This is a genomic window from Escherichia sp. MOD1-EC7003, from assembly GCF_002965065.1.
Taxonomy (GTDB): Bacteria; Pseudomonadota; Gammaproteobacteria; order Enterobacterales; family Enterobacteriaceae; genus Escherichia.
In genome coordinates this window covers 23,986-47,105 of record NZ_PTRE01000092.1, presented here as the reverse complement: position 1 = coordinate 47,105, position 23,120 = coordinate 23,986, and the positions used below count along the sequence as shown (strand labels likewise).

The window sequence follows — 23,120 nt, the reverse complement described above, 5'->3', positions numbered from 1 at the left end:
TGCATCCGACAACTAACTTTGGATAATGCCCGTTTTCAGAACACTTTCACAAGCGACTAAATCTTTATGAAAAACGACGTCATCTCAGCGGAATTTGATGAAAACGGCCGCCCGCTGCGCCGTATCCGTAGTTTTGTGCGCCGCCAGGGGCGACTGACCAAAGGCCAGGAACATGCGCTGGAAAACTACTGGCCGGTGATGGGCGTTGAGTTCAGCGAAGATATGCTGGATTTCCCTGTGCTTTTTGGCCGTGAAGCGCCAGTGACGCTTGAGATTGGTTTTGGCATGGGGGCGTCGCTGGTGGCAATGGCCAAAGATCGCCCCGAGCAGGACTTCCTCGGCATTGAAGTGCATTCACCGGGTGTTGGTGCGTGCCTGGCTTCTGCGCATGAAGAGAGCTTAAGCAACCTGCGTGTGATGTGTCACGATGCGGTTGAAGTGCTGCATAAAATGATTCCTGACAATTCATTGCGCATGGTGCAGCTCTTTTTCCCTGACCCGTGGCACAAAGCTCGCCATAATAAACGCCGTATCGTTCAGGTGCCGTTTGCCGAACTGGTAAAAAGCAAACTGCAACTGGGGGGCGTATTTCATATGGCGACCGACTGGGAACCTTATGCGGAACATATGCTCGACGTGATGTCTTCTATTGACGGTTATAACAACCTGTCGGAGAGCAATGATTACGTTCCGCGTCCGGCATCACGTCCGGTGACGAAATTTGAACAACGTGGTCATCGTCTTGGTCACGGAGTATGGGACTTAATGTTCGAGAGGGTGAAATAATGGCAAAGAACCGTAGCCGTCGTCTGCGTAAAAAAATGCACATCGACGAATTCCAGGAATTAGGATTTTCGGTGGCATGGCGATTCCCGGATGGTACATCGGAAGAACAGATTGATAAAACCGTTGATGATTTTATTAACGAGGTTATCGAGCCGAACAAACTGGCCTTTGACGGCAGCGGTTATCTGGCCTGGGAAGGTCTGCTCTGCATGCAGGAAATCGGCAAATGCACCGAAGAGCACCAGGCGATTGTGCGTAAGTGGCTGGAAGAACGCAAACTGGAAGAGGTACGCACCAGCGAACTTTTCGACGTTTGGTGGGACTAATAAAGCATACGGGCGATGACAAATGCAAAACTGTCTGATGCGCTACGCTTATCAGACCTACGGAATTACGGGATTGTACATGTAGGGTGGATAAGGCGTTTACGCCGCATCCACCAGTGAAGCGGTGCAGATGCCGGATGCGGCGCTTGCCGCGTCTTATCCGGCCTACGGGATTGCACATGTAGGGTGGATAAGGCGTTTACGCCGCATCCACCGGTGGCGCGGTGCAAATGCCGGATGCGGCGCTTGCCGCGCCTTATCCGGCCTACGGAACGCACATGTAGGGTGGATAAGGCGTTTACGCCGCATCCACCAGTGGCGCGGTGCAGATGCCGGATGCGGCGCTTGTCGCGCCTTATCCGGCCTACAGGAAAGCACACGTAGGGTGGATAAGGCGTTTACGCCGCATCCACCAGTGAAGCGGTGCAGATGCCGGATGCGGCGCTTGCCGCGTCTTATCCGGCCTACGGAACGTACATGTAGGGTGGATAAGGCGTTCACGCCGCATCCACCAGTGCCGCGGTGCAAATGCCGGATGCGGCGCTTGCCGCGCATTATCCGGCCTACGGGAAAGCACACGTAAGGTGGATAAGGCGTTTACGCCGCATCCACCAGTGGCGCGGTGCAGATGCCGGATGCGGCGCTTGTCGCGCCTTATCCGGCCTACAGGAAAGCACACGTAGGGTGGATAAGGCGTTTACGCCGCATCCACCAGTGCGCGGTGCAGATGCCGGATGCGGCGCTTGCTGCGTCTTATCCGGCCTACGGAACGTGCATGTAGGGTGGATAAGGCGTTTACGCCGCATCCACCAGTGGCGCGGTGCAGATGCCGGATGCGACGCTTGCCGCGCCTTATCCGGCCTACAGGAAAGCACATGTAGGGTGGATAAGGCGTTCACGCCGCATCCACCAGTGAAGCAGTGCAGATGCCGGATGCGGCGCTTGTCGCGTCTTATCCGGCCTACGGAATGTACACGTAGGGTGGATAAGGCGTTTACGCCGAATCCACCAGTGAAGCGGTGCAGATGCCGGATGCGACGTTTGCCGCGCCGCATCCGGCATGGATAACGTGTACTTTGTTATCAATCTGGGGCCAGCAAATGCTGGCCTGATTTGTTCTTGAGGGAAGACTATGATGCGCAAAATGCTTCTGGCGGCAGCACTTTCAGTGACGGCAATGACCGCTCACGCCGACTACCAGTGCAGCGTCACGCCACGTGACGATGTGATTGTCAGCCCGCAAACTGTGCAGGTGAAGGGCGAAAACGGCAATCTGGTGATCACGCCAGACGGCAACGTGATGTATAACGGCAAGCAATATTCCCTGAACGCCGCCCAGCGCGAGCAGGCGAAGGATTATCAGGCTGAACTGCGTAGTACGCTGCCGTGGATTGATGAAGGCGCGAAAAGCCGCGTCGAGAAAGCCCGCGTCTCGCTGGATAAAATTATCGTTCAGGAGATGGGCGAAAACAGCAAAATGCGCAGCCGTCTGACCAAACTTGATGCGCAGTTGAAAGAGCAGATGAACCGCATTATCGAAACGCGCAGCGATGGCCTGACGTTTCACTATAAAGCCATTGATCAGGTTCGCGCCGAAGGCCAGCAATTAGTGAATCAGGCAATGGGGGGAATTTTACAAGACAGCATTAATGAAATGGGCGCGAAAGCGGTGCTGAAAAGCGGCGGTAACCCATTACAGAACGTGCTGGGAAGCCTGGGGGGGCTGCAATCCTCAATCCAAACCGAGTGGAAAAAACAGGAAAAGGATTTCCAGCAGTTTGGCAAAGATGTCTGTAGCCGTGTTGTGACTCTGGAAGATAGCCGCAAAGCCCTGGTCGGGAATTTGAAATAATCCTCTATTTTAAGACGGCATAATACTTTTTTATGCCGTTTAATTCTTCGTTTTGTTACCTGCCTCTAACTTTGTAGATCTCCAAAATATATTCACGTTGTAAATTGTTTAACGTCAAACTTCCCATACAAAGCTAAGGGATAATGCGTTGAGTTCACGTAACTGGAGGAATAAAATGGAGTTTTTCAAAAAGACGGCACTTGCCGCACTGGTTATGGGTTTTAGTGGTGCAGCATTGGCATTACCCAATATCACCATTTTAGCCACCGGCGGGACCATTGCTGGTGGCGGTGACTCCGCAACCAAATCTAACTACACCGCGGGTAAAGTTGGCGTAGAAAATCTGGTTAATGCGGTGCCGCAACTGAAGGACATTGCGAACGTTAAAGGCGAGCAGGTAGTGAATATCGGCTCCCAGGACATGAACGATAATGTCTGGCTAACACTGGCGAAAAAAATTAATACCGACTGCGATAAAACCGACGGCTTCGTCATTACCCACGGTACTGACACGATGGAAGAAACTGCTTACTTCCTCGACCTGACGGTGAAATGCGACAAACCGGTGGTGATGGTCGGCGCAATGCGCCCGTCCACGTCCATGAGCGCAGACGGCCCATTCAACCTGTATAACGCAGTAGTGACCGCAGCTGATAAAGCCTCCGCTAATCGTGGCGTGCTGGTGGTGATGAACGACACCGTGCTTGATGGCCGTGACGTTACCAAAACCAACACCACAGACGTAGCGACCTTCAAGTCTGTTAACTACGGTCCGTTGGGTTACATTCACAACGGTAAGATTGACTACCAGCGTACCCCGGCACGTAAGCACACCAGCGATACGCCATTCGATGTCTCTAAGCTGAATGAGCTGCCGAAAGTCGGCATCGTTTATAACTACGCTAATGCATCTGATCTTCCGGCTAAAGCCCTGGTTGATGCAGGTTATGACGGCATCGTAAGCGCCGGTGTGGGTAACGGCAACCTGTATAAATCCGTGTTCGACACGTTGGCAACCGCCGCGAAAAATGGCACTGCGGTCGTGCGTTCTTCCCGCGTACCGACGGGCGCTACCACTCAGGATGCCGAAGTGGATGATGCGAAATACGGCTTCGTCGCCTCTGGCACGTTGAACCCGCAAAAAGCGCGCGTTCTGCTGCAACTGGCTCTGACGCAAACCAAAGATCCGCAGCAGATCCAGCAGATCTTCAATCAGTACTAATCACCTCGCCCCGGTATTGTGCCGGGGCTTTTTCACTTCAGACTCACGTCCATTGCTAATTTTTATTACCTTGATGATAATCACTAGAATAAATTATTACGCACGAGGGTTTTCGGGTGAAAAAGCAATGGATTGTCGGCACAGCGCTGCTTATGTTGATGTCTGGTAATGTCTGGGCAGATGGCGAACCGCCAACTGAAAATGTCTTAAAAGATCAATTCAAAAAGCAGTATCACGGCATTCTCAAACTTGATGCCATCAACGTAAAAAACCTTGATGTAAAAGGTAATCAGGCCACCTGGTCGGCAGAGGGCGATGTCTCTTCCAGCGATGATCTCTATACCTGGGTCGGTCAACTGACAGATTACGAACTGCTCGAACAGACCTGGACGAAAGATAAACCGGTAAAATTCTCGGCGATGTTAACCAGTAAAGGAACGCCTGCATCTGGCTGGACGGTGAACTTTTACTCTTTTCAGGCGGCAGCCAGCGATCGTGGACGGGTGATCGACGATATCAAAACGAATAATAAATATCTGATCGTGAATAGCGAAGATTTCAATTATCGCTTTAGTCAGCTTGAGTCTGCGTTGAATAACCAGAAGAACTCGATTCCTGAGCTGGAAAAGGAAGTGAAAGAGCTTGATAAGAAAATGGTGGCGGCGCAGAAAGCAGCGGATGCATATTGGGGAAAAGATGCAAACGGCAAGCAAATGACCCGCGAAGACGCCTTTAAAAAAATTCATCAACAGCGTGATGAGTTTAATAAACAGAATGATAGCGAGGCATTCGTTGCTAAATATGACAAAGAGGTCTATCAACCAGCGCTTGCGGCATGCCATAAACAGAGTGAAGAGTGCTATGAAGTGCCTATTCAGCAGAAAAGAGATTTCGATATCAACGAACAACGGCGACAGACTTTTCTGCAATCACAAAAACTCAGCCGTAAATTGCAGGATGACTGGGCAAACCTTGAGAAAGGGCAGTATCCGTTAACGATGAAAGTTTCAGAAATAAACCGTGAAAAAGTCACGATTTTGATGAAAATTGACGATATCAATCAGGCTAATGAACGCTGGAAAAAAGATACCGAACAATTGCGGCGCAATGGGGTGATTAAGTAACTCATGTTAAGTACCTTTGCCGGATAATATAAAAGTTATCCGGCAAATTATTTTTTACATTAGCCCTAATAGCTGTGGAATGAATAAGGATATTTGCGGAATGTAAGTGATCATCATCAACGCTACTAGCAATGCAGCATAAAATGGCAGCAATGGTTTGATTAAATGTTGAATCTTCACACCCGAGATAGAACAACCAACAAATAGCGCACTACCCACCGGCGGTGTTAACAGCCCAATACAAAGGTTGGCCACCATCATAATACCGAAATGTACAGGGTCCATTCCCAGCTCTTGTGCAATCGGCAAGAAGATCGGTGTAAAGATTAGTACAGCCGGTGTCATGTCCATAAAGATGCCGACAATTAATAAGACGATATTAATCAGCAGCAATATGATCAGTGGGTTATCAGAAATCCCCATCAATGCATCGCTGATCATATAAGGAATATCAGCATTGGTCATTGCCCAGGACATGCCCACGGAAAAACCGATCAACAGTAATACAATCGAAGTGGTAACAACCGATTCCAGAATCAGTTTGGGTAAGTCGCGCCATTTTACTTCCCGATAAATCAGCACCGAGAGAATAAATGTGTAGACAACGGCAATTGCTGACGCTTCAGTTGCGGTAAAAATGCCGCCCAGAATGCCGCCCATCACAATGAACACTAGAAGCAAACTTGGTAAGGCATCCAGAAACGCTTTACAGGCCTGAGCAAAGGTTGCTCTTTCTGAAAGCGGGTAGCCACGGCGTTTAGCAATAATGCCGCAGACTATCGTTACCGCGAGACCCATTAAGATCCCTGGCAAATATCCCGCCATAAATAGCGATGCTACAGAAACGCCGCCAGCTGTCAGGGAAAACACAATTAACACGTTTGAGGGCGGTATCAGTAATCCAGTAATACAGGATGAGACGTTTACAGCGGTAGAAAATGCCGGATCATAACCTTCTTTGGTCTGAATGGGATTAAGTGTGCCACCAACGGCAGCAGCTGCCGCAACGGCTGAACCAGAAATGGAACCAAACATCATATTCGCCAGGACGTTCACATGACCAAGCGAACCTGGAACGCGGCCAACCATTACCTGGGCGAGGTTAATCAAACGTATCGCAATACCGCCGCTGTTCATCAGCGTACCGGCAAAGATGAAAAAGGGGATTGCCAACAGGGCAAAGTTATCCAGTCCATTCGCCAGTCGTTGCGAAACAGTGATTGCCGCGATATCCCAGGGAAACATCAAAAGCATTGAAGCTACAGTCGCAATACCGATTGAGAACGAAATGGGCACACCAAGAAAGACCAGCACAAAAAAACAGCCAAACAGTGTAAGCGCGATATAACTATCCATTAACTGGCCTCCTGCGCAGATTGTTTCAGTTGTTGAATGCTTTGATTAATAAAACACAAGGCATAAAACATCATCACCACTCCACTTAATGGCAGAATGATATATACGTATCCCATCGGTATTTGCATCGCGGCAGATACTTGTGATGTTGCCAGCGTTTTATCAATTAATTTCAGGCCACCAGTCACAATGACCGAACCGGCAAAACCTAAAATGAGAATGTTAATGACTATACTAAGAAGTAATTGCTTGCGCTTATTCAGGGCGAGAGCAAATAAATCAATAGAGAGATGTCGCTGCGCGCCGACGGTATATGCAGCACCTAATAATCCTACCCAGATCATCAAAAAGCGTGCCAGCTCATCGGTTAATGTACTTGGCTGGTTAAGTACGTAGCGGCTAAATACTTGCCAGACTACGCATACAACCAGAGCAAGCATTACGGCGACAGAAAACGCGGCAATGACGCGGTCTACCGCAAGTTTCAGGCGGTTAAATATCATTGTAAGCATCCTGGAAAATCAGGGCCAGAGACTGGCCCGGAATATTATTGAGCAGCGTTGTCGAATTTCTCTAACAAAGCAGCTTGTTTTGGATCTTTTTTGAAATCGTCAAACAGAGGTTGCACGGCTTTACGGAATGGTGCTTTATCCACTTTTACAATTTCACCCCCCATAGCTTTCGCCTGAGCACGTGTGTCAGCGTCAATTTTTTCCCACAATTTTTGTTGATAAGCTTCGGATTTCTTCGCCGCTGTTTCGAGGATTTGTTGCTGTTCTGGGGTTAATTTATTCCATGTTTTGGTGGAGATAACCAAAAAGTCAGGAATTGAGGCATGTTCATCTTCAGAAAAGACTTTGGCAATTTCGATATGTCGAGTCTGCACCCAGGAAGGCACGTTATTTTCTGCGCCATCTACTACACCTTGCTGCATCGCAGTATAAACTTCGCCAAATGAAATTGGAGTGGGTGAACCACCCATCAGTTCAATCATTTTGATGGTGGTCGGACTTGGCTGAACACGAATTTTCAGTCCTTTAAGGTCTTCTGGCTTAGTAATCGGTTTTTTCGCATAGAAACTGCGAGTACCCGCTACATAAGCTGATAAAGCAAAAAAGCCTTTGTTTTTTGTTGAGTCCATAATTTCTTTACCAACTTCACCAAAAACAACTTTGTTGAAGTGCGCCTGATCTTTAAATAAGAACGGCAAATTATAGATAGCATAAATATTATCAAAAGACTCCAGATCACTGGCGGAACCTTTGGTCATATCCAGTGCGCCATTTTGCAACAACTCCATAGTTTCTCGCGCATTACCCATCTGGCTGCTGGGATAAATACGGATCACCATATTACCTTTTGACAGCTGTTTTACTTCTTTCGCCAGCTCTTCAAAACTCTGATGTACAACATGACTTCTTTCCAGGTTGTGTGCTAACTTTAACGTCACTTTTTCTGCGGCGTTTACGCCAGTGCTAACCAGAGCCAGCAAGGATGCGCAGACTAATGAGCGGGTAAATGACCTCATTTTCATAAAAAAACTCCCTGTTGAAGAATGGAAATTGGTTGATATCTAATTGTGCTTATCAGTGCTTTGTGCGACAAATTGGTTAACCTGTCTGACAACTTGTCTATGTTTATCACAACTTGAAATAAAGTCAGAAATTAAATATTAATTTTGTGCGCCAGGTTGTACATGTTTATAATCAATAAATGATGAGTAAATATTCACTAAATATATATAATAAATGTCATCGATATTTATTCAGTAAGGAAATATATTTTTGCCGAAGTAAATTAACGCGGGGGATAAAAGAAGTGATTAATGCGCCCGCAGGCGCATTAATGATTACTCAGCGAGGAATACTTCCAGCAGCGAATTTAAAAACAACTTCCCATGCTCGGTTATCTGCCAGTAATCCGCACACTCAGTGAGATAACCCTGAGCGATCGCCTCGTCTAATTGAGGGCGAATAACTTCTTCAGAAAGGCCAGTATACTGGCTAAACTCCACGCGTGGCGCGGCCTCCAGCAGACGGAAGCGATTCATAAAGAACTCAAACGGCTTATCTGCGGCTTCTACATCACGCTGGCTTTCCAGATACTTTCCTTGCATAAAACCACGCGGGTGACGCGTTTTGGTGGTACGCAGAATGCGCCCATCCGGGAAGGTCACTTTGCCGTGCGCGCCGCAGCCAATACCGATGTAGTCACCAAATCGCCAGTAGTTGAGATTGTGCTGGCACTGATAACCTGGCTTGGCGTAAGCGGAAGTTTCATATTGCTGATAACCCGCTGCGGTTAATAACTGATGCCCCTGTTCGAATATATCCCACAACGCATCGTCGTCCGGCAGCACCGGTGGGCGCGAACCAAACAGCGTATTGGGTTCGATGGTCAGTTGATACCAGGAAAGATGCGGTGGATTTAGTTCAATGGCCTGGCGCAGATCGCCTAGCGCCTCTTCCAGTGATTGATTCGGCAGCCCATGCATCAAATCAAGGTTAAAGCTACGTAACCCTAAACCGCTCGCCAGCTTTGCCGCTCGTTTCGCTTCTTGCGGGCCATGAATGCGCCCAAGTCGTTTCAGCTTTTCTTCGCTAAAACTCTGCACACCAATAGAGATGCGGTTCACGCCAGCACGCTGGTAATTAACAAAGCGATCGGCTTCAACTGTACCAGGGTTTGCTTCCATAGTAATTTCTGCATCCGCTGCCAGCGGCAAACGCGCACGCACGCCGTCCAGCAGTGTTTGCATCGCTGGGCCAGAAAGGAGGCTCGGCGTACCACCGCCAATAAAAATCGTCTGTACTTCACGGCCCTGGGCGTAAGCCACATCGTTGTCCAGATCGTTAAGCAGATGCTGAACATAATCGTCGTGCGGTACTTCTCCTTTCAACGCGTGAGAGTTGAAATCGCAGTACGGGCATTTCTGCACGCACCACGGGATGTGAATGTAGAGACTCAGCGGCGGTAATTTAACCATTACGTAAAGCGTCCAGCAGCAGTTTCAATGCCTGACCACGGTGGGAAATGGCGCTCTTTTCTTCGCGGGTCAGTTCGGCAGCGGTTTTCCCTTCGGAAGGAACGAAGAAAATTGGATCATAACCAAAGCCACCAGTACCCGCAGGTTCACGAGTAATCATGCCCGGCCAGCTGCCGTGGCACACCAGCGGAGTGGGATCTTCCGCGTGACGCAGATATACCAGCACGCAGTGGAAACGCGCCTGACGTTGGTCGTCCGGTACGTCTTTCAGTGTTTCCAGCAGTTTTTGCAGATTCTTTTGATCGGTCGCGTCTTCACCGGAATAACGCGCGGAGTAAATGCCTGGCGCGCCACCAAGCACATCTACCGCCAGACCAGAGTCGTCGGCAATCGCCGGTAAACCGGTCACTCTTGCCGCATGGCGCGCTTTCAAAATCGCGTTTTCGATAAAGGTCAGGCCGGTTTCTTCAGCGGAATCTACGCCGAGGTCTGTTTGGGCCACGATATCAAGACCGAAGTCGCTAAGCAGCGACGCCAGCTCACGCACTTTACCGGCATTGCCGGTTGCGAGGACAACTTTTTGCATAGGATACCTAATTAATTAACGCCGCGATTTCTGGCGGGATTTGTTGCGGATTAATGATTTTAATTTGTTTGTGGCGGCCAAGTTCGCCTTTTTCAATTACCACCTGGCTTTTGGCTACCCGGAATTGCTTACCGAGAAATTTCACCAGATGGCTGTTGGCCTGGCCGTCAACCGGCGGCGCGGTAATGGCGACTTTTACTTCGTCGCCATGTAAACCGACAATTGAATCACGGCTGGCTTTCGGCTGAATATAGAGCCGTAAAACCAGACCGTCATCGTTAACTGTTACGGCACTCATAACGCCATCCACAGTCCCGGCAGCAGCATGTTTCCGGTCGCCTGTAATACTTCTGCGACACCCATATTGATGACATACAGCAGCAGAACGAGGATCATTGGCGAGAAATCAATCCCACCCATTGCCGGTAGCAGGCGGCGAATCGGGCGCAGCAGCGGATCGGCAAGTTGAATCAGCACGTATTCAATCGGGCTACGACCCTGGCTTACCCAGCTCATAATCGCCATCACCAGCAGGACCCAGAAAATCAGCAAGCCGATGGTTTTCAGTAGAATCAGTAAACCGGCAATCCAGATAATTGGCAGGAAAGTGACCACTTTAAACAGCACGATGGCTTTGATAAAACTGAGAATATAGGCAACCAGCAGCGAGGCGCTATCAATTGCTCCCATTGCCGGAATAACACGGCGCAGCGGCCCGATAATTGGCTGTGTCACCTTCACCACAAACTGTGAGAAGGGGTTGTAAAAATCACAATGAGCCCACTGCATCCAGATGCGTAATAACAGCACCATGGTATACAGCTCAATGACCGTTGAAAGCAGGAAAGTCAACGTATTCATGGCGTTCCTTTAATTCCTTATTTTTTAGAGTAATCACGCGCACCAAAAATTGCAGTGCCGATACGAACCATCGTGCTACCTGCCGCAATGGCGGCTTCCATATCGTCTGACATTCCCAGAGAGAGCGTGTCAATATGCGGGTAGCGCGTTTTCAGTCCGGCAAATGCTACAGCCATTTGGCGTGCAACTTCAAACTGCCTTACATATTCTGACTCAGGCGCCGGGATTGCCATCAGCCCGCGCAGACGTAAACGCGGTAGTTCAGCGACCGCAGCTGCCAGCTCGTCCAGTTCAGCCAGTTGAATCCCGGACTTACTGTTTTCATCACTAATGTTAATTTGAATCAGCACGTTAAGAGGGGGCAGTTCTGCCGGTCGCTGGTCGTTCAGGCGGGTAGCGATGCGTAAACGATCGATGGTATGACACCAGTCGAAATGCTCTGCCACCAGGCGGCTTTTATTAGACTGCAACGGGCCAATAAAATGCCATTCTAATCCTGTTACGCCCTGCTCCTGAAAGTGGCGAATTTTATCTACCCCTTCCTGAACGTAGTTTTCACCAAATTGACGCTGCCCGGCATCAATGGCTTCTGCGAGGGCGCTCGCAGGTTTTGTTTTACTGACTGCAAGCAGCGTAATTTCTTCTGGAGAACGGCCGCAACGCGTTGCAGCCGCTGAGATTTTGTCCCGGACCTGTGCCAGGTTATGCGCAATATCGTTCATTTTCCGAGGATCTTAGTATGAATATGGAAGAAATTGTGGCTCTTAGTGTAAAGCATAATGTCTCGGATCTACACCTGTGCAGCGTCTGGCCCGCACGATGGCGCATTCGCGGCAGAATGGAGGCTGCGCCGTTTGATGCGCCGGACGTTGAAGAGCTACTGCGGGATTGGCTGGATGACGATCAGCGGGCGATGTTGCTTGAGAACGGTCAGCTGGATTTTGCCGTGTCGCTGGTGGAAAACCAGCGATTGCGAGGCAGTGCGTTCGCACAACGGCAAGGTATTTCTCTGGCGTTACGGCTGTTACCTTCGCACTGCCCGCAGCTCGAACAGCTTGGCGCACCACCGGTATTGCCGGAATTACTCAAGAGCGAGAATGGCCTGATTCTGGTGACGGGGGCGACGGGGAGCGGCAAATCTACCACGCTGGCGGCGATGGTTGGCTATCTCAATCAACATGCCGATGCGCATATTCTGACGCTGGAAGATCCTGTGGAATATCTCTATGCCAGCCAGCGATGTTTGATTCAGCAGCGGGAGATTGGTTTGCATTGTATGACGTTCGCATCGGGACTGCGTGCCGCATTGCGGGAGGATCCTGATGTGATTTTGCTTGGGGAGTTGCGTGACAGTGAGACAATCCGTCTGGCGCTGACGGCGGCAGAAACCGGACATCTGGTGCTGGCGACCTTACATACACGCGGTGCAGCACAGGCTGTTGAGCGGCTGGTGGATTCATTTCCGGCGCAGGAAAAAGATCCCGTACGTAATCAACTGGCGGGTAGTTTACGGGCAGTGTTGTCACAAAAGCTGGAAGTGGATAAACAGGAAGGACGCGTGGCGCTGTTTGAATTGCTGATTAACACGCCCGCGGTGGGGAATTTGATTCGCGAAGGGAAAACCCACCAGTTACCACATGTTATTCAAACCGGGCAGCAGGTGGGGATGTTAACGTTTCAGCAGAGTTATCAGCAGCGGATGAAAGAAGGGCGCTTGTGAGGATAAAGTGGTTGATTAACATCGTAAATATGCCTGATGCGCTACGCTTATCAGGCCTACAAACGCAGCATCCGGCAATAAATGTCTGATGCGACGCTAACACGTCTTATCAGACCTACAGCCGCTGCCAGATGTGTGCTGGATAAGGCGTTCACGCCGCATCCGGCAAGATGGCGGTAACGGCTATCCACCAGGCTTTTAAATCGCTTTAATATCCCTGCTCGAAATAACTTTCGAGAATGATAACCGCAGAGGCAGAGTCGACTTTGCCTTTGTTTAGCGCCCGATAGCCGCCTTGTTCAAACAGACCGGAACGCGCTTCCACGGTGCTAAGACGCTCGTCATGTAGCTTTACTTCCACACCAAAACGGCCATGAATACGGTTGGCGAATTTGCGCGCCCTGGCAGTCAACGGTTGCTCGGTGCCATCCATATTCAGTGGCAAACCGACGATGATTTCGTCCGGCTGCCATTCTTTCAGTAAACGCTCGACAAGGTTCCAGTCCGGCGTACCGTCCTGTGCTTTAATTGCAGGCAAAGGGCGAGCGGTGCCGGTAATACGTTGGCCGACCGCGACGCCAATGCTTTTAGTGCCGAAATCGAAGGCGAGTAAGGTTCCACTCATCAGGCATGCCCCGCAACGCCAGGCATGGTGATAATATCAACACCGATCAGTTTTGCCGCATCGCGCCAGCGGTCGGCAATCGGCGTTTTGAACAGAATATTCAGATCTGCCGGAGCGGTTAGCCACGCGTTATCGAGAATTTCTTGTTCCAGTTGGCCTTTCTCCCAGGAGGCATAGCCCAGTGCCACCAATACGTCAGACGGTTGTTTATCGGTGCCGAGCGTTTCCAGCACATCGCGGGAAGTGGTCATCACCGTGTTGTCTGAAATGCGAATGCTGGAAGCAAAATTGGAAGGTGGAGTATGCAAAATAAACCCGCGATCTTCAGCCAGCGGGCCACCGAGCATAACCGGTTTATCCAGACGGATTGATTCATCACGCGGCTCCGGCGTGATCTTCAGCTTTTCCAGAATCCCTTCAATTTTGAGATTTTCCAGCGGCTTGTTGACGATGATCCCCATTGCACCATTGGTATTATGTTCGCAAATGTAGACCACGGAACGACGGAAAATCGGATCCTGGAGAGCAGGCATGGCAATAAGAAAGTGATGCTGTAAATTCATTGTCAGAGGTTCTGTTTCCTGGTTCAAAAAAGCAACAGCGCCCAGTATGCGTGGAAAGAAGGGCGCTGTCACTCAGAGTCTCAAAGAGATCCTTCTCGCTAAGGTGGGTTACTGCTGCTGTAAACGTGCTTCGATGGCATCCATTAACATTCCGGTGATCGACACCGGAAACTCTGCTTCAATCTCACGAATACAGGTTGGGCTGGTGACGTTAATTTCTGTCAAACGGTCGCCAATGATATCCAGACCAACAAAAATCAGCCCTTTTTCTTTCAGCGTCGGCCCGATCTGACGGGCGATTCTCCAGTCACTTTCCGTCAGCGGACGAGGTTCACCGCGACCACCGGCAGCCAGATTGCCACGAGTTTCGCCCCCCTGCGGAATACGCGCAAGGCAATACGGCACCGGCTCGCCATCCACCACCAGCACGCGTTTGTCGCCATCTTTAATGGCTGGCAGATAATTTTGCGCCATGCAGTAGCGAGTGCCGTGCTCTGTCAGGGTTTCGGCAATCACGCCGAGGTTTGGATCACCTTCTTTCACGCGGAAAATCGACGCGCCGCCCATGCCGTCCAGCGGCTTAAGAATGATGTCGCTGTGTTTCTCCCAGAACGCTTTCAGTTGCGCTTTATTGCGAGTGACCAGTGTTTCTGGCGTTAAGTCAGAAAACCAGGCGGTAAACAGTTTCTCGTTACAGTCGCGTAGGCTCTGTGGCTTGTTAACGATCAGCGTCCCTTTCTCTTCGGCACGCTCCAGAATATAGGTTGCGTAGATAAACTCGGTATCAAACGGCGGGTCTTTACGCATCAGGATCACATCGAGATCGGCCAGCGGCAGATCCTGTTCACCGACGAACGAAAACCACTCTTCGTAGTTCTGCTTCACATTCAGCGTGCGGGTATGGGCGCGGGCTTCGCCATTGATCAGATACAGATCGCCCATCTCCATATAGTGAAGTTCGTAACCACGACGCTGTGCCTCCAGCAACATAGCGAAACTGGAATCTTTCTTGATGTTGATGTTTGCGATGGGGTCCATCACGATGCCGAGCTTGATCATTATTCTTCTCCGTTAGCCCAAATCGCCAAATCGCACCTGTAGCGCGGTAATGGCGGTGAGCGCAGTTGTCTCTGTACGCAAAACGCGAGGTCCCAACAGGATATCAGTAAATTGATAGCGGGCAGTCATGGCAATTTCATCTGCCGATAAACCACCTTCCGGGCCAATCAGCAGGCGGACGCGTTCAACCGGTAACGGCAACGTGTTGATGCTGTTACTGGCGCGCGGGTGAAGATTCAGTTTCAGTCCTTCATCCTGTTCTGCACACCAGGCTTCCAGATCCATCGCTGGACGGATTTCCGGCACCCGGTTACGACCACACTGCTCACAGGCAGCAATTGCAATCTTCTGCCACTGCTGGAGCTTCTTGTTCAGACGTTCACTATCCAGTTTAACGCCGCAGCGTTCAGAAAAAAGTGGCGTAATGAGGCTTACACCGAGTTCGATCGATTTCTGGATCGTAAATTCCATTTTTTCACCACGCGACATCACCTGACCGAGGTGAATATGCAGCGGAGATTCGCGATCGTCGAGCTGGCCTTCCAGCACCTTCACTTCCACGCTTTTTTTGCTGGCGCTGGTAATTTCGGCGTCAAAGACCTGGTTACTGCCGTCAAACAATTGCAACGCCTGTCCCGGCCCCATGCGCAGTACCCGTCCGATATGGTTGGCGGCATCTTCGCAAAGCGCGATGTGAGAATGGCTGGTCAGTGGTTCAGGATGATAAATGCGGGGGATACGCATAGTTAAAAATCCGCGTCGTTTCCCCACGCGGTTGTTCGCGCGGGGTAGGGGTTAACAAAAAGAATCCCGCTAGTGTAGGTTAGCTCTTTCGCGCCTGGCAAGCGCGTTGCACATACGGATTGTGATTGCCCTGCACCTTTGCGATGCGTTCATCACGCTTGCACTCCCAGTCAGTAACCGGATACATCTTGTCCCACGCGTTGAACAGCTGCGTTTGCTGGCGAGAGAGTGTCAGGTTGTATTGGTCACGCATATAGAAGTAGGTACGCGCAATGGCACCGCGTGCACGCGCTGGTGGTTCGGCAGCTTTTTCTTTGAAATCGACCTTCATGGCACATTGACCGTACTGGCCTTCGCCGCCATTCCACTGGCTGTACATAAAGTTGCCGCGATCGCCATTCACCTCGCCAACTGACGGTTGCAGGTTATGCATATCGCTTTCCATCTTGCGATAGACCGGATCTTTGGCGCAGTTTTTACGTCCACCGTCTTGCCAGCACTGGCGCTGGTGACCGAACTGCCAGGCGGGAACAACGTGTTCCCACTCTACGCGGCTGGCGCGGTTTTCATTTTTGCGCACCTGATAGCCGCACGATTGCAAATCGACAACGCCTTTTTTACCCTGCCAGTTAATCTTACATCCGCAATAAAACGTACCGGGCGCGTCAGCGTGGACTTTTACCGCCGCGGCTTTCGCCTGAGAAAAACTATTGATACCTTCGGCCAACGTCGGGCCGGAAAATGCTGCGCTCAGTACCACCGCAGCAATAGACAAATAACGGTACATCACTTACTCCGTGTTAAAACGAGCCAGCAACGTAGCGAAAGTTGTTTTGGTATGCAATCAGCCAGATCAGGAAAGTTCCTGATAGTTCAGATGGTCATTTCGCGACCAGTTGTTCACCGCAGTGAACACAGCGATAGACGGCTTCACCACGAACTACGCGATTATGGCGGCGTACGGTAAGCTGATGTTCCTGGCACTTACAGCGGTAGGGAAAGGTGTTGCGACGCACGGATTGCAGTTCAAACTGATGCGTACGACGGGCGGGAACGCCCAGCACACTTTCCATCATCCACTTCCACTCTTTGCCATGTGGCGCTACGCGGCCAAAATTTTTCCATACCAGCAAATGTGCCAGTTCGTGCGGCACCACTTCTTCAATAAAGGCTCCGCTGTTTTCCAACAGCAAAACGGGATTGAGGCGAATTTCATCGCTTTCCAGCCAGGCTGTTCCGGCTGAGGTTCCGCGCTGGGTGTAAGAGAGTTTTGGCTCCGGGTAGTTACGCCCCAGCTTCAGGTTGGCCTGGGCGAGTTTTTCCCGCAGGCGACGCATAACGGCCTGTTGGATGGCGATAGGGAGACGGGATGTTTTCATAGCGCCAGAGGATAGAGCGAAGAAAAGATGACTGCAAGAGGTGGCTTCCTCCACGGCGGGAGGAAGCCTGAGTTGATTAATCGTGAGCGCCGATTTCGCGCAGTTTACGACCTTTCATCAGATTACGTTCAATATGTTCCAGCGAAACGTGTTTGGTTTCTGGCACCAGCCACAATGTCAGCAGGATAAACAGCACGTTCAGCGCCGCATACACCCAGAAGGTGTTAGCGTTACCCAATGTGTTGAGCATGGTCAGGAACGTTGCGCCAACGATCATGTTGGCAATCCAGTTGGTGGCGGTGGAGCAGGTGATGCCAAAATCGCGGCCTTTCAGCGGCTGAATTTCGGAGCACAGTACCCAAATCAGCGGACCGGCACTCATGGCAAAACCGACAATAAACATCAGCAGCATGGTGATGGCGAAATACTGCGCCGACGGAGAGTGGATACCGATATGCATCATTGTACCGAGTACGCCCATGCCTGCGGCCATCACCAGGAAGCCCAGCGTTAGCGTTGGTTTACGTCCCCAGCGGTCAACAAGGCCGATTGCGATAAAGGTGGCGAGTACGTTGGTCAGGCCGACAATCACTGTCCCCCACATTTGCTCGGTGGTGTTGGTATAACCCGCCAGTTCGAAGATTTTCGGCGCGTAATACATGATGACGTTCATCCCGGTGAATTGCTGCATTACCTGCAACAGTACGCCAAGGAACACCGCGCGGCGGAAGTTGCTGTTCTCTTTAAACAGCCCCCAGCCACTCTGTTTAACCTGCAAACTTTCACGGATTTCATCCAGTTCGCGTTTCGCTTCCGCACTGGAGTCGCGCAGGCGCAGCAGCACGCGTTCGGCATCAACAAAACGGCGTTTGGCGGCAAACCAACGTGGGCTGTCTGGCAGGAAGAAGACACCAATCAGCAGCAAAATTGCCGGGATGATAATCACACCCAGCATCCAGCGCCATGCACCAGTGTAGCTGAAGGCGGTATCAGAAAGATAAGCACCGAGGATCCCGATAGTAATCATCAACTGATACATCGAGATCATACTGCCGCGAATTTTTTCCGGAGCAATTTCAGAGAGGTACAGCGGTGCGGTATAAGAGGCCACACCCACTGCCAGCCCCAGCAGAACGCGGGAAAGAATCAGTACTTCAACGTTTGGTGCAGCCGCAGAGAACAGGGAACCGGCAACAAACAGAATTGCGCCGATCATCAGGCTCTTTTTGCGCCCGAGTTTAAAGGAGAGCCAGCCGCTGCCCACCGCACCGACTGCCGCACCGAACATCATGGAGCTTACGACCCATTCTTGCGTGTGCGAAGTAATCTGGAATTCATCTGCAATAAACGGCAGTGCGCCAGCAATTACACCGATATCCAGGCCAAAGAGTAATCCCGCCAGAGCGGCAAGGAAGCAGACGAAAAACGTCATTGCCTTGTTTGACCGCCCCTGTTTTTTAGCGTCAGGCATGATGCCCTCCAAAATGGTTATTTTTTATTGTGAATTAAGATAGGTGAGTACGACGTAAAAAGATGTGAAGCAAATCACATCAGTGTAATCGTTTACACAAGCATTTATCTTAGATATGATTTAAGTATATGAAAATAATTGAGTTATACCACCATAAATTAAACTCAGCTATCTGCAATTAAGACTTTACTGAAAAAAATGTAATAACTGAATAATAATATGAAAATAGTACAAATATTTGGCTGATGTGGTTGGTGTAAACGGTTTCAATAGTGGTGATGATTTGCGGGTAAACGTGTTCAGCAACGGAATGTTGCTATCGTGGTAGCGGCTTTTGCCGGATGCGGCGTGAACGCTTTATCCACCTCTATGTCGCGATGGTTGTAGGCCTGATAAGCGTAGCGCATCGGGCATTTTTTAGATAAGAAAAAGGCCAGAGTGAGGCTGGCCTTTGAAAGCTGGTGAAGAAAGATTACTTCAGACCGGCAGCATCGCGCAGCAGCTGCGCTTTGTCGGTTTTTTCCCACGGGAAATGTTCGCGACCAAAGTGACCGTATGCTGCGGTTTCTTTGTAGATCGGGTGCAGCAGATCCAGCATCTGAATCAGACCGTATGGGCGCAGGTCGAAGAACTCACGTACCAGCAGAGTCAGCTGTTCAGAAGGCACTTTCTCGGTACCGAAAGTTTCCACCATGATGGAGGTCGGTTCAGCCACGCCGATTGCGTAGGACACCTGAATTTCACAACGATCGGCCAGACCAGCAGCAACGATGTTTTTCGCTACATAACGTGCTGCGTACGCTGCGGAACGGTCCACTTTTGATGGATCTTTACCGGAGAACGCACCGCCACCGTGACGTGCCATGCCGCCGTAGGTATCAACGATAATTTTACGACCAGTCAGACCGCAGTCACCCATCGGGCCACCGATAACAAAACGACCGGTCGGGTTGATGAAGAATTTGGTTGCAGAAGTCAGCCATTCAGCGGGCAGAATCGGCTTGATGATCTCTTCCATCACTGCTTCTTGCAGCGATTTCTGGTCGATCTCTTCAGAGTGCTGAGTGGAAAGTACGACAGCATCGATGCCAACGATTTTGCCGTCGTCATACTGGAAAGTTACCTGGCTTTTCGCGTCCGGGCGCAGCCACGGCAGAGTGCCGTTTTTACGCACTTCAGCCTGACGCTGTACCAGACGGTGTGCATAGGTGATAGGTGCTGGCATCAGCACGTCGGTTTCATTCGTTGCGTAGCCAAACATCAGACCCTGGTCGCCAGCGCCCTGTTCCAGCGGATCGGCACGGTCAACGCCCTGGTTGATGTCAGGAGACTGTTTGCCGATAGCGCTCAGAACCGCACAGGAGTTAGCGTCAAAGCCCATGTCGGAATGCACATAGCCAATTTCGCGAACGGTGTTACGGGTGATCTCTTCGATGTCTACCCAGGCGCTGGTGGTGATTTCACCGCCAACTAAAACCATGCCGGTTTTTACGTAGGTTTCGCAAGCAACGCGTGCTTTCGGATCCTGTTCGAGGATCGCGTCTAAAACGGCATCAGAGATTTGGTCAGCAATTTTGTCAGGATGCCCTTCAGAGACGGACTCGGACGTAAAAAGGTGTTTTGCCATATTTAATATCACCTAAAGAGAATTTGGTTAGCTCAAACTGTTGTGTGGATTTTCTGTGGTAGCGGATCCTACCACGACTCTGCAGGTTAAAAACACTGGCAGTCTGAGTGTTAATCAGTATGGATGGATTAACATCTGGACGGCTATTTTAGGTCAATTCATCACCCAATTTCCACTTTTTTTTGAGTAATGTCTCATTCTGTTAAAAACGTGGCTGGAAATTTTTCCTGACAATGCTGGCATTCTGCGTATTTATCTTTTGCAATTTTCTGCCATTGTGGGGTATAAAACGCGGCGCGCGGCTTAAATAAAAAGCACACGACGTTTCTTTCGTGTTGCCACTTCCAGCCGGGTTGAAATCAGAGTTTTGGCTTGAGGGTTCGTCTTAACAGGCGGCCGTGGAGGTGATACGAAATAATGAACCGTTGTCTGCTGCTTAATCTGTCTCACCGTTCTGGTGAAGATTCGTTCCCCGCATTCTGCATCTCTGCTTTGCATACCTGCCGATGTTATACCCATCTCGGCGCTTCTCAGGATTCAAGAGCTGGTTACAGTTACTGAGGACTGAACAAGGGCGCTCTTGTAAAAACAAGAGTTTTCTCGTGGTTTCGCCGAACTGTCACACTTACGTTCGGTTATGTGCTTAATAATGTTATGAAAAAGAAACCGGTTGCGCAGTTGGAGCGTCAGCATTCACTGCTGGAAAATCTATGTGTTTATGGGTTGTTATCGCAGTTCCAGGCTGCGATAGTCGTTAACTGTTTTACACTTAATAAAATAATTTGAGGTTCGCTATGTCTGACGACATGTCTATGGGTTTGCCTTCGTCAGCGGGCGAACACGGTGTACTACGCTCCATGCAGGAGGTTGCAATGAGCTCCCAGGAAGCCAGCAAGATGCTGCGTACTTACAATATTGCCTGGTGGGGCAATAACTACTATGACGTTAACGAGCTGGGTCACATCAGCGTGTGCCCGGACCCGGACGTCCCGGAAGCTCGGGTCGATCTCGCGCAGTTGGTGAAGACTCGCGAAGCGCAGGGCCAGCGTCTGCCTGCACTGTTCTGCTTCCCGCAGATCTTGCAGCACCGCTTGCGTTCTATTAACGCTGCGTTCAAACGCGCGCGGGAATCCTACGGCTATAACGGCGATTACTTCCTCGTTTACCCGATCAAAGTTAACCAGCACCGCCGCGTGATTGAGTCCCTGATTCATTCGGGCGAACCGCTGGGCCTGGAAGCCGGTTCCAAAGCTGAGTTGATGGCGGTGCTGGCGCATGCAGGTATGACCCGTAGCGTCATCGTCTGCAACGGTTATAAAGACCGCGAATATATCCGTCTGGCGTTAATTGGCGAGAAGATGGGCCATAAGGTCTATCTGGTCATTGAGAAGATGTCGGAAATCGCCATTGTGCTGGATGAAGCAGAACGTCTGAATGTCGTTCCTCGTCTGGGCGTGCGTGCCCGTCTGGCCTCGCAAGGTTCTGGCAAATGGCAGTCTTCCGGCGGCGAGAAGTCGAAATTCGGTCTGGCGGCGACGCAGGTACTGCAACTGGTTGAAACGCTGCGTGAAGCAGGGCGTCTCGATAGCCTGCAACTGTTACACTTCCACCTTGGTTCGCAGATGGCGAATATTCGCGATATCGCGACAGGCGTTCGTGAATCTGCGCGTTTCTATGTGGAACTGCACAAGCTGGGCGTCAATATTCAGTGCTTCGACGTTGGCGGCGGTCTGGGGGTTGACTATGAAGGCACCCGTTCGCAGTCTGACTGCTCCGTAAACTATGGCCTCAATGAATACGCCAACAACATCATCTGGGCGATTGGCGATGCCTGTGAAGAAAATGGTCTGCCGCATCCGACGGTAATCACCGAGTCGGGTCGTGCAGTGACTGCGCATCACACCGTGCTGGTGTCTAATATCATCGGCGTGGAACGTAACGAATACACGGTGCCGACCGCGCCTGCAGAAGACGCGCCGCGCGCATTGCAAAGCATGTGGGAAACCTGGCAGGAAATGCACGAACCGGGAATTCGCCGTTCTCTGCGTGAATGGTTGCACGACAGCCAGATGGATCTGCATGATATTCATATCGGCTACTCTTCTGGCACCTTTAGCCTGCAAGAGCGGGCATGGGCTGAGCAGCTTTATCTGAGCATGTGCCATGAGGTGCAAAAGCAGCTGGATCCGCAAAACCGCGCCCATCGCCCGATTATTGACGAATTGCAGGAACGTATGGCGGACAAAATGTACGTCAACTTTTCGCTGTTCCAGTCGATGCCGGACGCGTGGGGGATCGACCAATTGTTCCCGGTTCTGCCGCTGGAAGGGCTGAATCAAGTTCCGGAGCGCCGCGCCGTGCTGCTGGATATTACCTGTGACTCTGATGGTGCTATCGACCACTATATCGATGGTGATGGTATTGCCACAACAATGCCTATGCCGGAGTACGATCCAGAGAATCCACCGATGCTCGGTTTCTTTATGGTCGGCGCATATCAGGAGATCCTCGGCAACATGCACAACCTGTTCGGTGATACCGAAGCGGTTGATGTGTTCGTCTTCCCTGACGGTAGCGTAGAGGTCGAACTGTCTGACGAAGGCGATACCGTGGCAGACATGCTGCAATATGTACAGCTTGATCCGAAAACGCTGTTAACCCAGTTCCGTGATCAGGTGAAGAAAACCGATCTTGATGCTGAACTGCAACAACAGTTCCTTGAAGAGTTCGAGGCAGGTTTGTACGGTTATACCTATCTTGAAGATGAATAATTAAGATTATTCCACTGGCGGGCCGATTTGTTTTTTTAAATCGGTCCGTTTTCTTTTTATAT

General features: G+C 50.6%; 25 protein-coding genes and 1 pseudogene. 10 read left to right on the top strand and 16 right to left on the bottom strand.

Annotated features, from left to right (window positions below; all coding sequences use genetic code 11):
• The first annotated feature begins 66 nt into the window (after positions 1–66).
• From trmB to A7090_RS16820, 5 genes are all read left to right on the top strand, one after another.
• Positions 67–786, top strand: coding sequence for a tRNA (guanosine(46)-N7)-methyltransferase TrmB (trmB, locus tag A7090_RS16840; protein WP_105274890.1), 720 nt, complete (start codon positions 67–69; stop codon positions 784–786).
• The gene (locus A7090_RS16835) at positions 786–1,112 is read left to right on the top strand and encodes a YggL family protein (protein WP_105274889.1); all 327 of its coding nucleotides are present in this window, start codon (positions 786–788) and stop codon (positions 1,110–1,112) included. Before trmB ends, A7090_RS16835 begins: the two co-directional genes overlap by 1 nt.
• Before the next feature lie 1,132 nt (positions 1,113–2,244).
• Positions 2,245–2,964 (top strand): DUF2884 domain-containing protein, encoded by a 720-nt coding sequence (locus A7090_RS16830; RefSeq protein ID WP_105274888.1) that lies wholly within the window; start codon positions 2,245–2,247, stop codon positions 2,962–2,964.
• A 175-nt stretch (positions 2,965–3,139) separates the two neighbouring features.
• Positions 3,140–4,186 (top strand): L-asparaginase 2, encoded by a 1,047-nt coding sequence (ansB, locus tag A7090_RS16825; protein ID WP_000394125.1) that lies wholly within the window; start codon positions 3,140–3,142, stop codon positions 4,184–4,186.
• Positions 4,187–4,302: 116 nt separating this feature from the next.
• Positions 4,303–5,310: a DUF1202 family protein gene (locus A7090_RS16820; protein WP_105274887.1), complete on the top strand. Its 1,008-nt coding sequence runs from the start codon at positions 4,303–4,305 to the stop codon at positions 5,308–5,310.
• A gap of 54 nt (positions 5,311–5,364) precedes the next feature.
• On the opposite strand, the gene A7090_RS16815 is transcribed toward A7090_RS16820, so the two are convergent.
• The 8 genes from A7090_RS16815 to yggS form a co-directional block, all read right to left on the bottom strand.
• Entirely contained in the window at positions 5,365–6,666 is a 1,302-nt protein-coding gene (locus tag A7090_RS16815) for a TRAP transporter large permease (protein ID WP_105274886.1), read from the bottom strand.
• The gene (locus A7090_RS16810) at positions 6,666–7,169 is read right to left on the bottom strand and encodes a TRAP transporter small permease (protein ID WP_123056964.1); all 504 of its coding nucleotides are present in this window, start codon (positions 7,167–7,169) and stop codon (positions 6,666–6,668) included. The genes A7090_RS16815 and A7090_RS16810 overlap by 1 nt, the downstream gene beginning before the upstream one ends.
• A gap of 44 nt (positions 7,170–7,213) precedes the next feature.
• A complete protein-coding gene (locus A7090_RS16805) occupies positions 7,214–8,200 on the bottom strand; it encodes a TRAP transporter substrate-binding protein (protein WP_105274884.1) in 987 nt (328 codons plus the stop codon).
• 315 nt (positions 8,201–8,515) lie between these two features.
• Entirely contained in the window at positions 8,516–9,652 is a 1,137-nt protein-coding gene (hemW, locus tag A7090_RS16800) for a radical SAM family heme chaperone HemW (protein WP_105274883.1), read from the bottom strand.
• Entirely contained in the window at positions 9,645–10,238 is a 594-nt protein-coding gene (locus A7090_RS16795; RefSeq protein WP_105274882.1) for an XTP/dITP diphosphatase, read from the bottom strand. Before A7090_RS16795 ends, hemW begins: the two co-directional genes overlap by 8 nt.
• A 7-nt stretch (positions 10,239–10,245) precedes the next feature.
• Positions 10,246–10,536, bottom strand: coding sequence for a DUF167 family protein YggU (yggU, locus tag A7090_RS16790; protein WP_001277222.1), 291 nt, complete (start codon positions 10,534–10,536; stop codon positions 10,246–10,248).
• Positions 10,533–11,099 carry an osmotic shock tolerance protein YggT gene (yggT, locus tag A7090_RS16785; RefSeq protein WP_105274881.1) on the bottom strand — a complete coding sequence of 189 codons (567 nt, stop codon included), beginning with the start codon at positions 11,097–11,099 and terminating at the stop codon, positions 10,533–10,535. Before yggT ends, yggU begins: the two co-directional genes overlap by 4 nt.
• Positions 11,100–11,116: 17 nt before the next feature.
• Positions 11,117–11,821, bottom strand: coding sequence for a pyridoxal phosphate homeostasis protein (gene yggS, locus A7090_RS16780; RefSeq protein ID WP_105274880.1), 705 nt, complete (start codon positions 11,819–11,821; stop codon positions 11,117–11,119).
• A gap of 17 nt (positions 11,822–11,838) precedes the next feature.
• On the opposite strand from yggS, the gene A7090_RS16775 reads away from it, so the two are divergent.
• On the top strand, positions 11,839–12,819 hold the full coding sequence (locus A7090_RS16775; protein WP_105274879.1) for a PilT/PilU family type 4a pilus ATPase: 981 nt from the start codon (positions 11,839–11,841) through the stop codon (positions 12,817–12,819).
• A gap of 208 nt (positions 12,820–13,027) precedes the next feature.
• On the opposite strand, the gene ruvX is transcribed toward A7090_RS16775, so the two are convergent.
• From ruvX to metK, 8 genes are all read right to left on the bottom strand, one after another.
• Complete coding sequence (ruvX, locus tag A7090_RS16770) at positions 13,028–13,444, bottom strand: Holliday junction resolvase RuvX (protein WP_105274878.1); 417 nt, start codon at positions 13,442–13,444, stop codon at positions 13,028–13,030.
• Positions 13,444–14,007, bottom strand: coding sequence for a YqgE/AlgH family protein (locus tag A7090_RS16765; RefSeq protein ID WP_105274877.1), 564 nt, complete (start codon positions 14,005–14,007; stop codon positions 13,444–13,446). Before A7090_RS16765 ends, ruvX begins: the two co-directional genes overlap by 1 nt.
• 108 nt (positions 14,008–14,115) lie before the next feature.
• A complete protein-coding gene (gshB, locus tag A7090_RS16760; RefSeq protein WP_105274876.1) occupies positions 14,116–15,066 on the bottom strand; it encodes a glutathione synthase in 951 nt (316 codons plus the stop codon).
• Between the two features lie 12 nt (positions 15,067–15,078).
• Entirely contained in the window at positions 15,079–15,810 is a 732-nt protein-coding gene (rsmE, locus tag A7090_RS16755; RefSeq protein ID WP_001300912.1) for a 16S rRNA (uracil(1498)-N(3))-methyltransferase, read from the bottom strand.
• 79 nt (positions 15,811–15,889) lie between these two features.
• The gene (gene endA, locus A7090_RS16750; protein WP_105274875.1) at positions 15,890–16,597 is read right to left on the bottom strand and encodes a deoxyribonuclease I; all 708 of its coding nucleotides are present in this window, start codon (positions 16,595–16,597) and stop codon (positions 15,890–15,892) included.
• A 94-nt stretch (positions 16,598–16,691) separates the two neighbouring features.
• Positions 16,692–17,189 carry a SprT family zinc-dependent metalloprotease gene (locus tag A7090_RS16745; RefSeq protein WP_105274874.1) on the bottom strand — a complete coding sequence of 166 codons (498 nt, stop codon included), beginning with the start codon at positions 17,187–17,189 and terminating at the stop codon, positions 16,692–16,694.
• Positions 17,190–17,265: 76 nt separating this feature from the next.
• A complete protein-coding gene (gene galP / locus A7090_RS16740) occupies positions 17,266–18,660 on the bottom strand; it encodes a galactose/proton symporter (protein WP_105274873.1) in 1,395 nt (464 codons plus the stop codon).
• A gap of 472 nt (positions 18,661–19,132) precedes the next feature.
• The gene (metK, locus tag A7090_RS16735; protein WP_001062128.1) at positions 19,133–20,287 is read right to left on the bottom strand and encodes a methionine adenosyltransferase; all 1,155 of its coding nucleotides are present in this window, start codon (positions 20,285–20,287) and stop codon (positions 19,133–19,135) included.
• 55 nt (positions 20,288–20,342) lie between these two features.
• Between metK and A7090_RS27070 the strand changes: the two are divergent.
• The 4 genes and pseudogenes from A7090_RS27070 to speA all read left to right on the top strand — a co-directional run bounded on the left by A7090_RS27070 (position 20,343) and on the right by speA (position 23,058).
• Positions 20,343–20,594, top strand: a pseudogene (locus tag A7090_RS27070) (hypothetical protein).
• Between the two features lie 110 nt (positions 20,595–20,704).
• Positions 20,705–20,848 (top strand): protein YqgG, encoded by a 144-nt coding sequence (yqgG, locus tag A7090_RS27065; protein ID WP_274541177.1) that lies wholly within the window; start codon positions 20,705–20,707, stop codon positions 20,846–20,848.
• A 93-nt stretch (positions 20,849–20,941) separates the two neighbouring features.
• The gene (yqgB, locus tag A7090_RS16720) at positions 20,942–21,073 is read left to right on the top strand and encodes an acid stress response protein YqgB (protein WP_105274917.1); all 132 of its coding nucleotides are present in this window, start codon (positions 20,942–20,944) and stop codon (positions 21,071–21,073) included.
• Positions 21,074–21,081: 8 nt separating this feature from the next.
• The gene (speA, locus tag A7090_RS16715) at positions 21,082–23,058 is read left to right on the top strand and encodes a biosynthetic arginine decarboxylase (RefSeq protein WP_105274872.1); all 1,977 of its coding nucleotides are present in this window, start codon (positions 21,082–21,084) and stop codon (positions 23,056–23,058) included.
• Positions 23,059–23,120 lie beyond the last annotated feature (62 nt).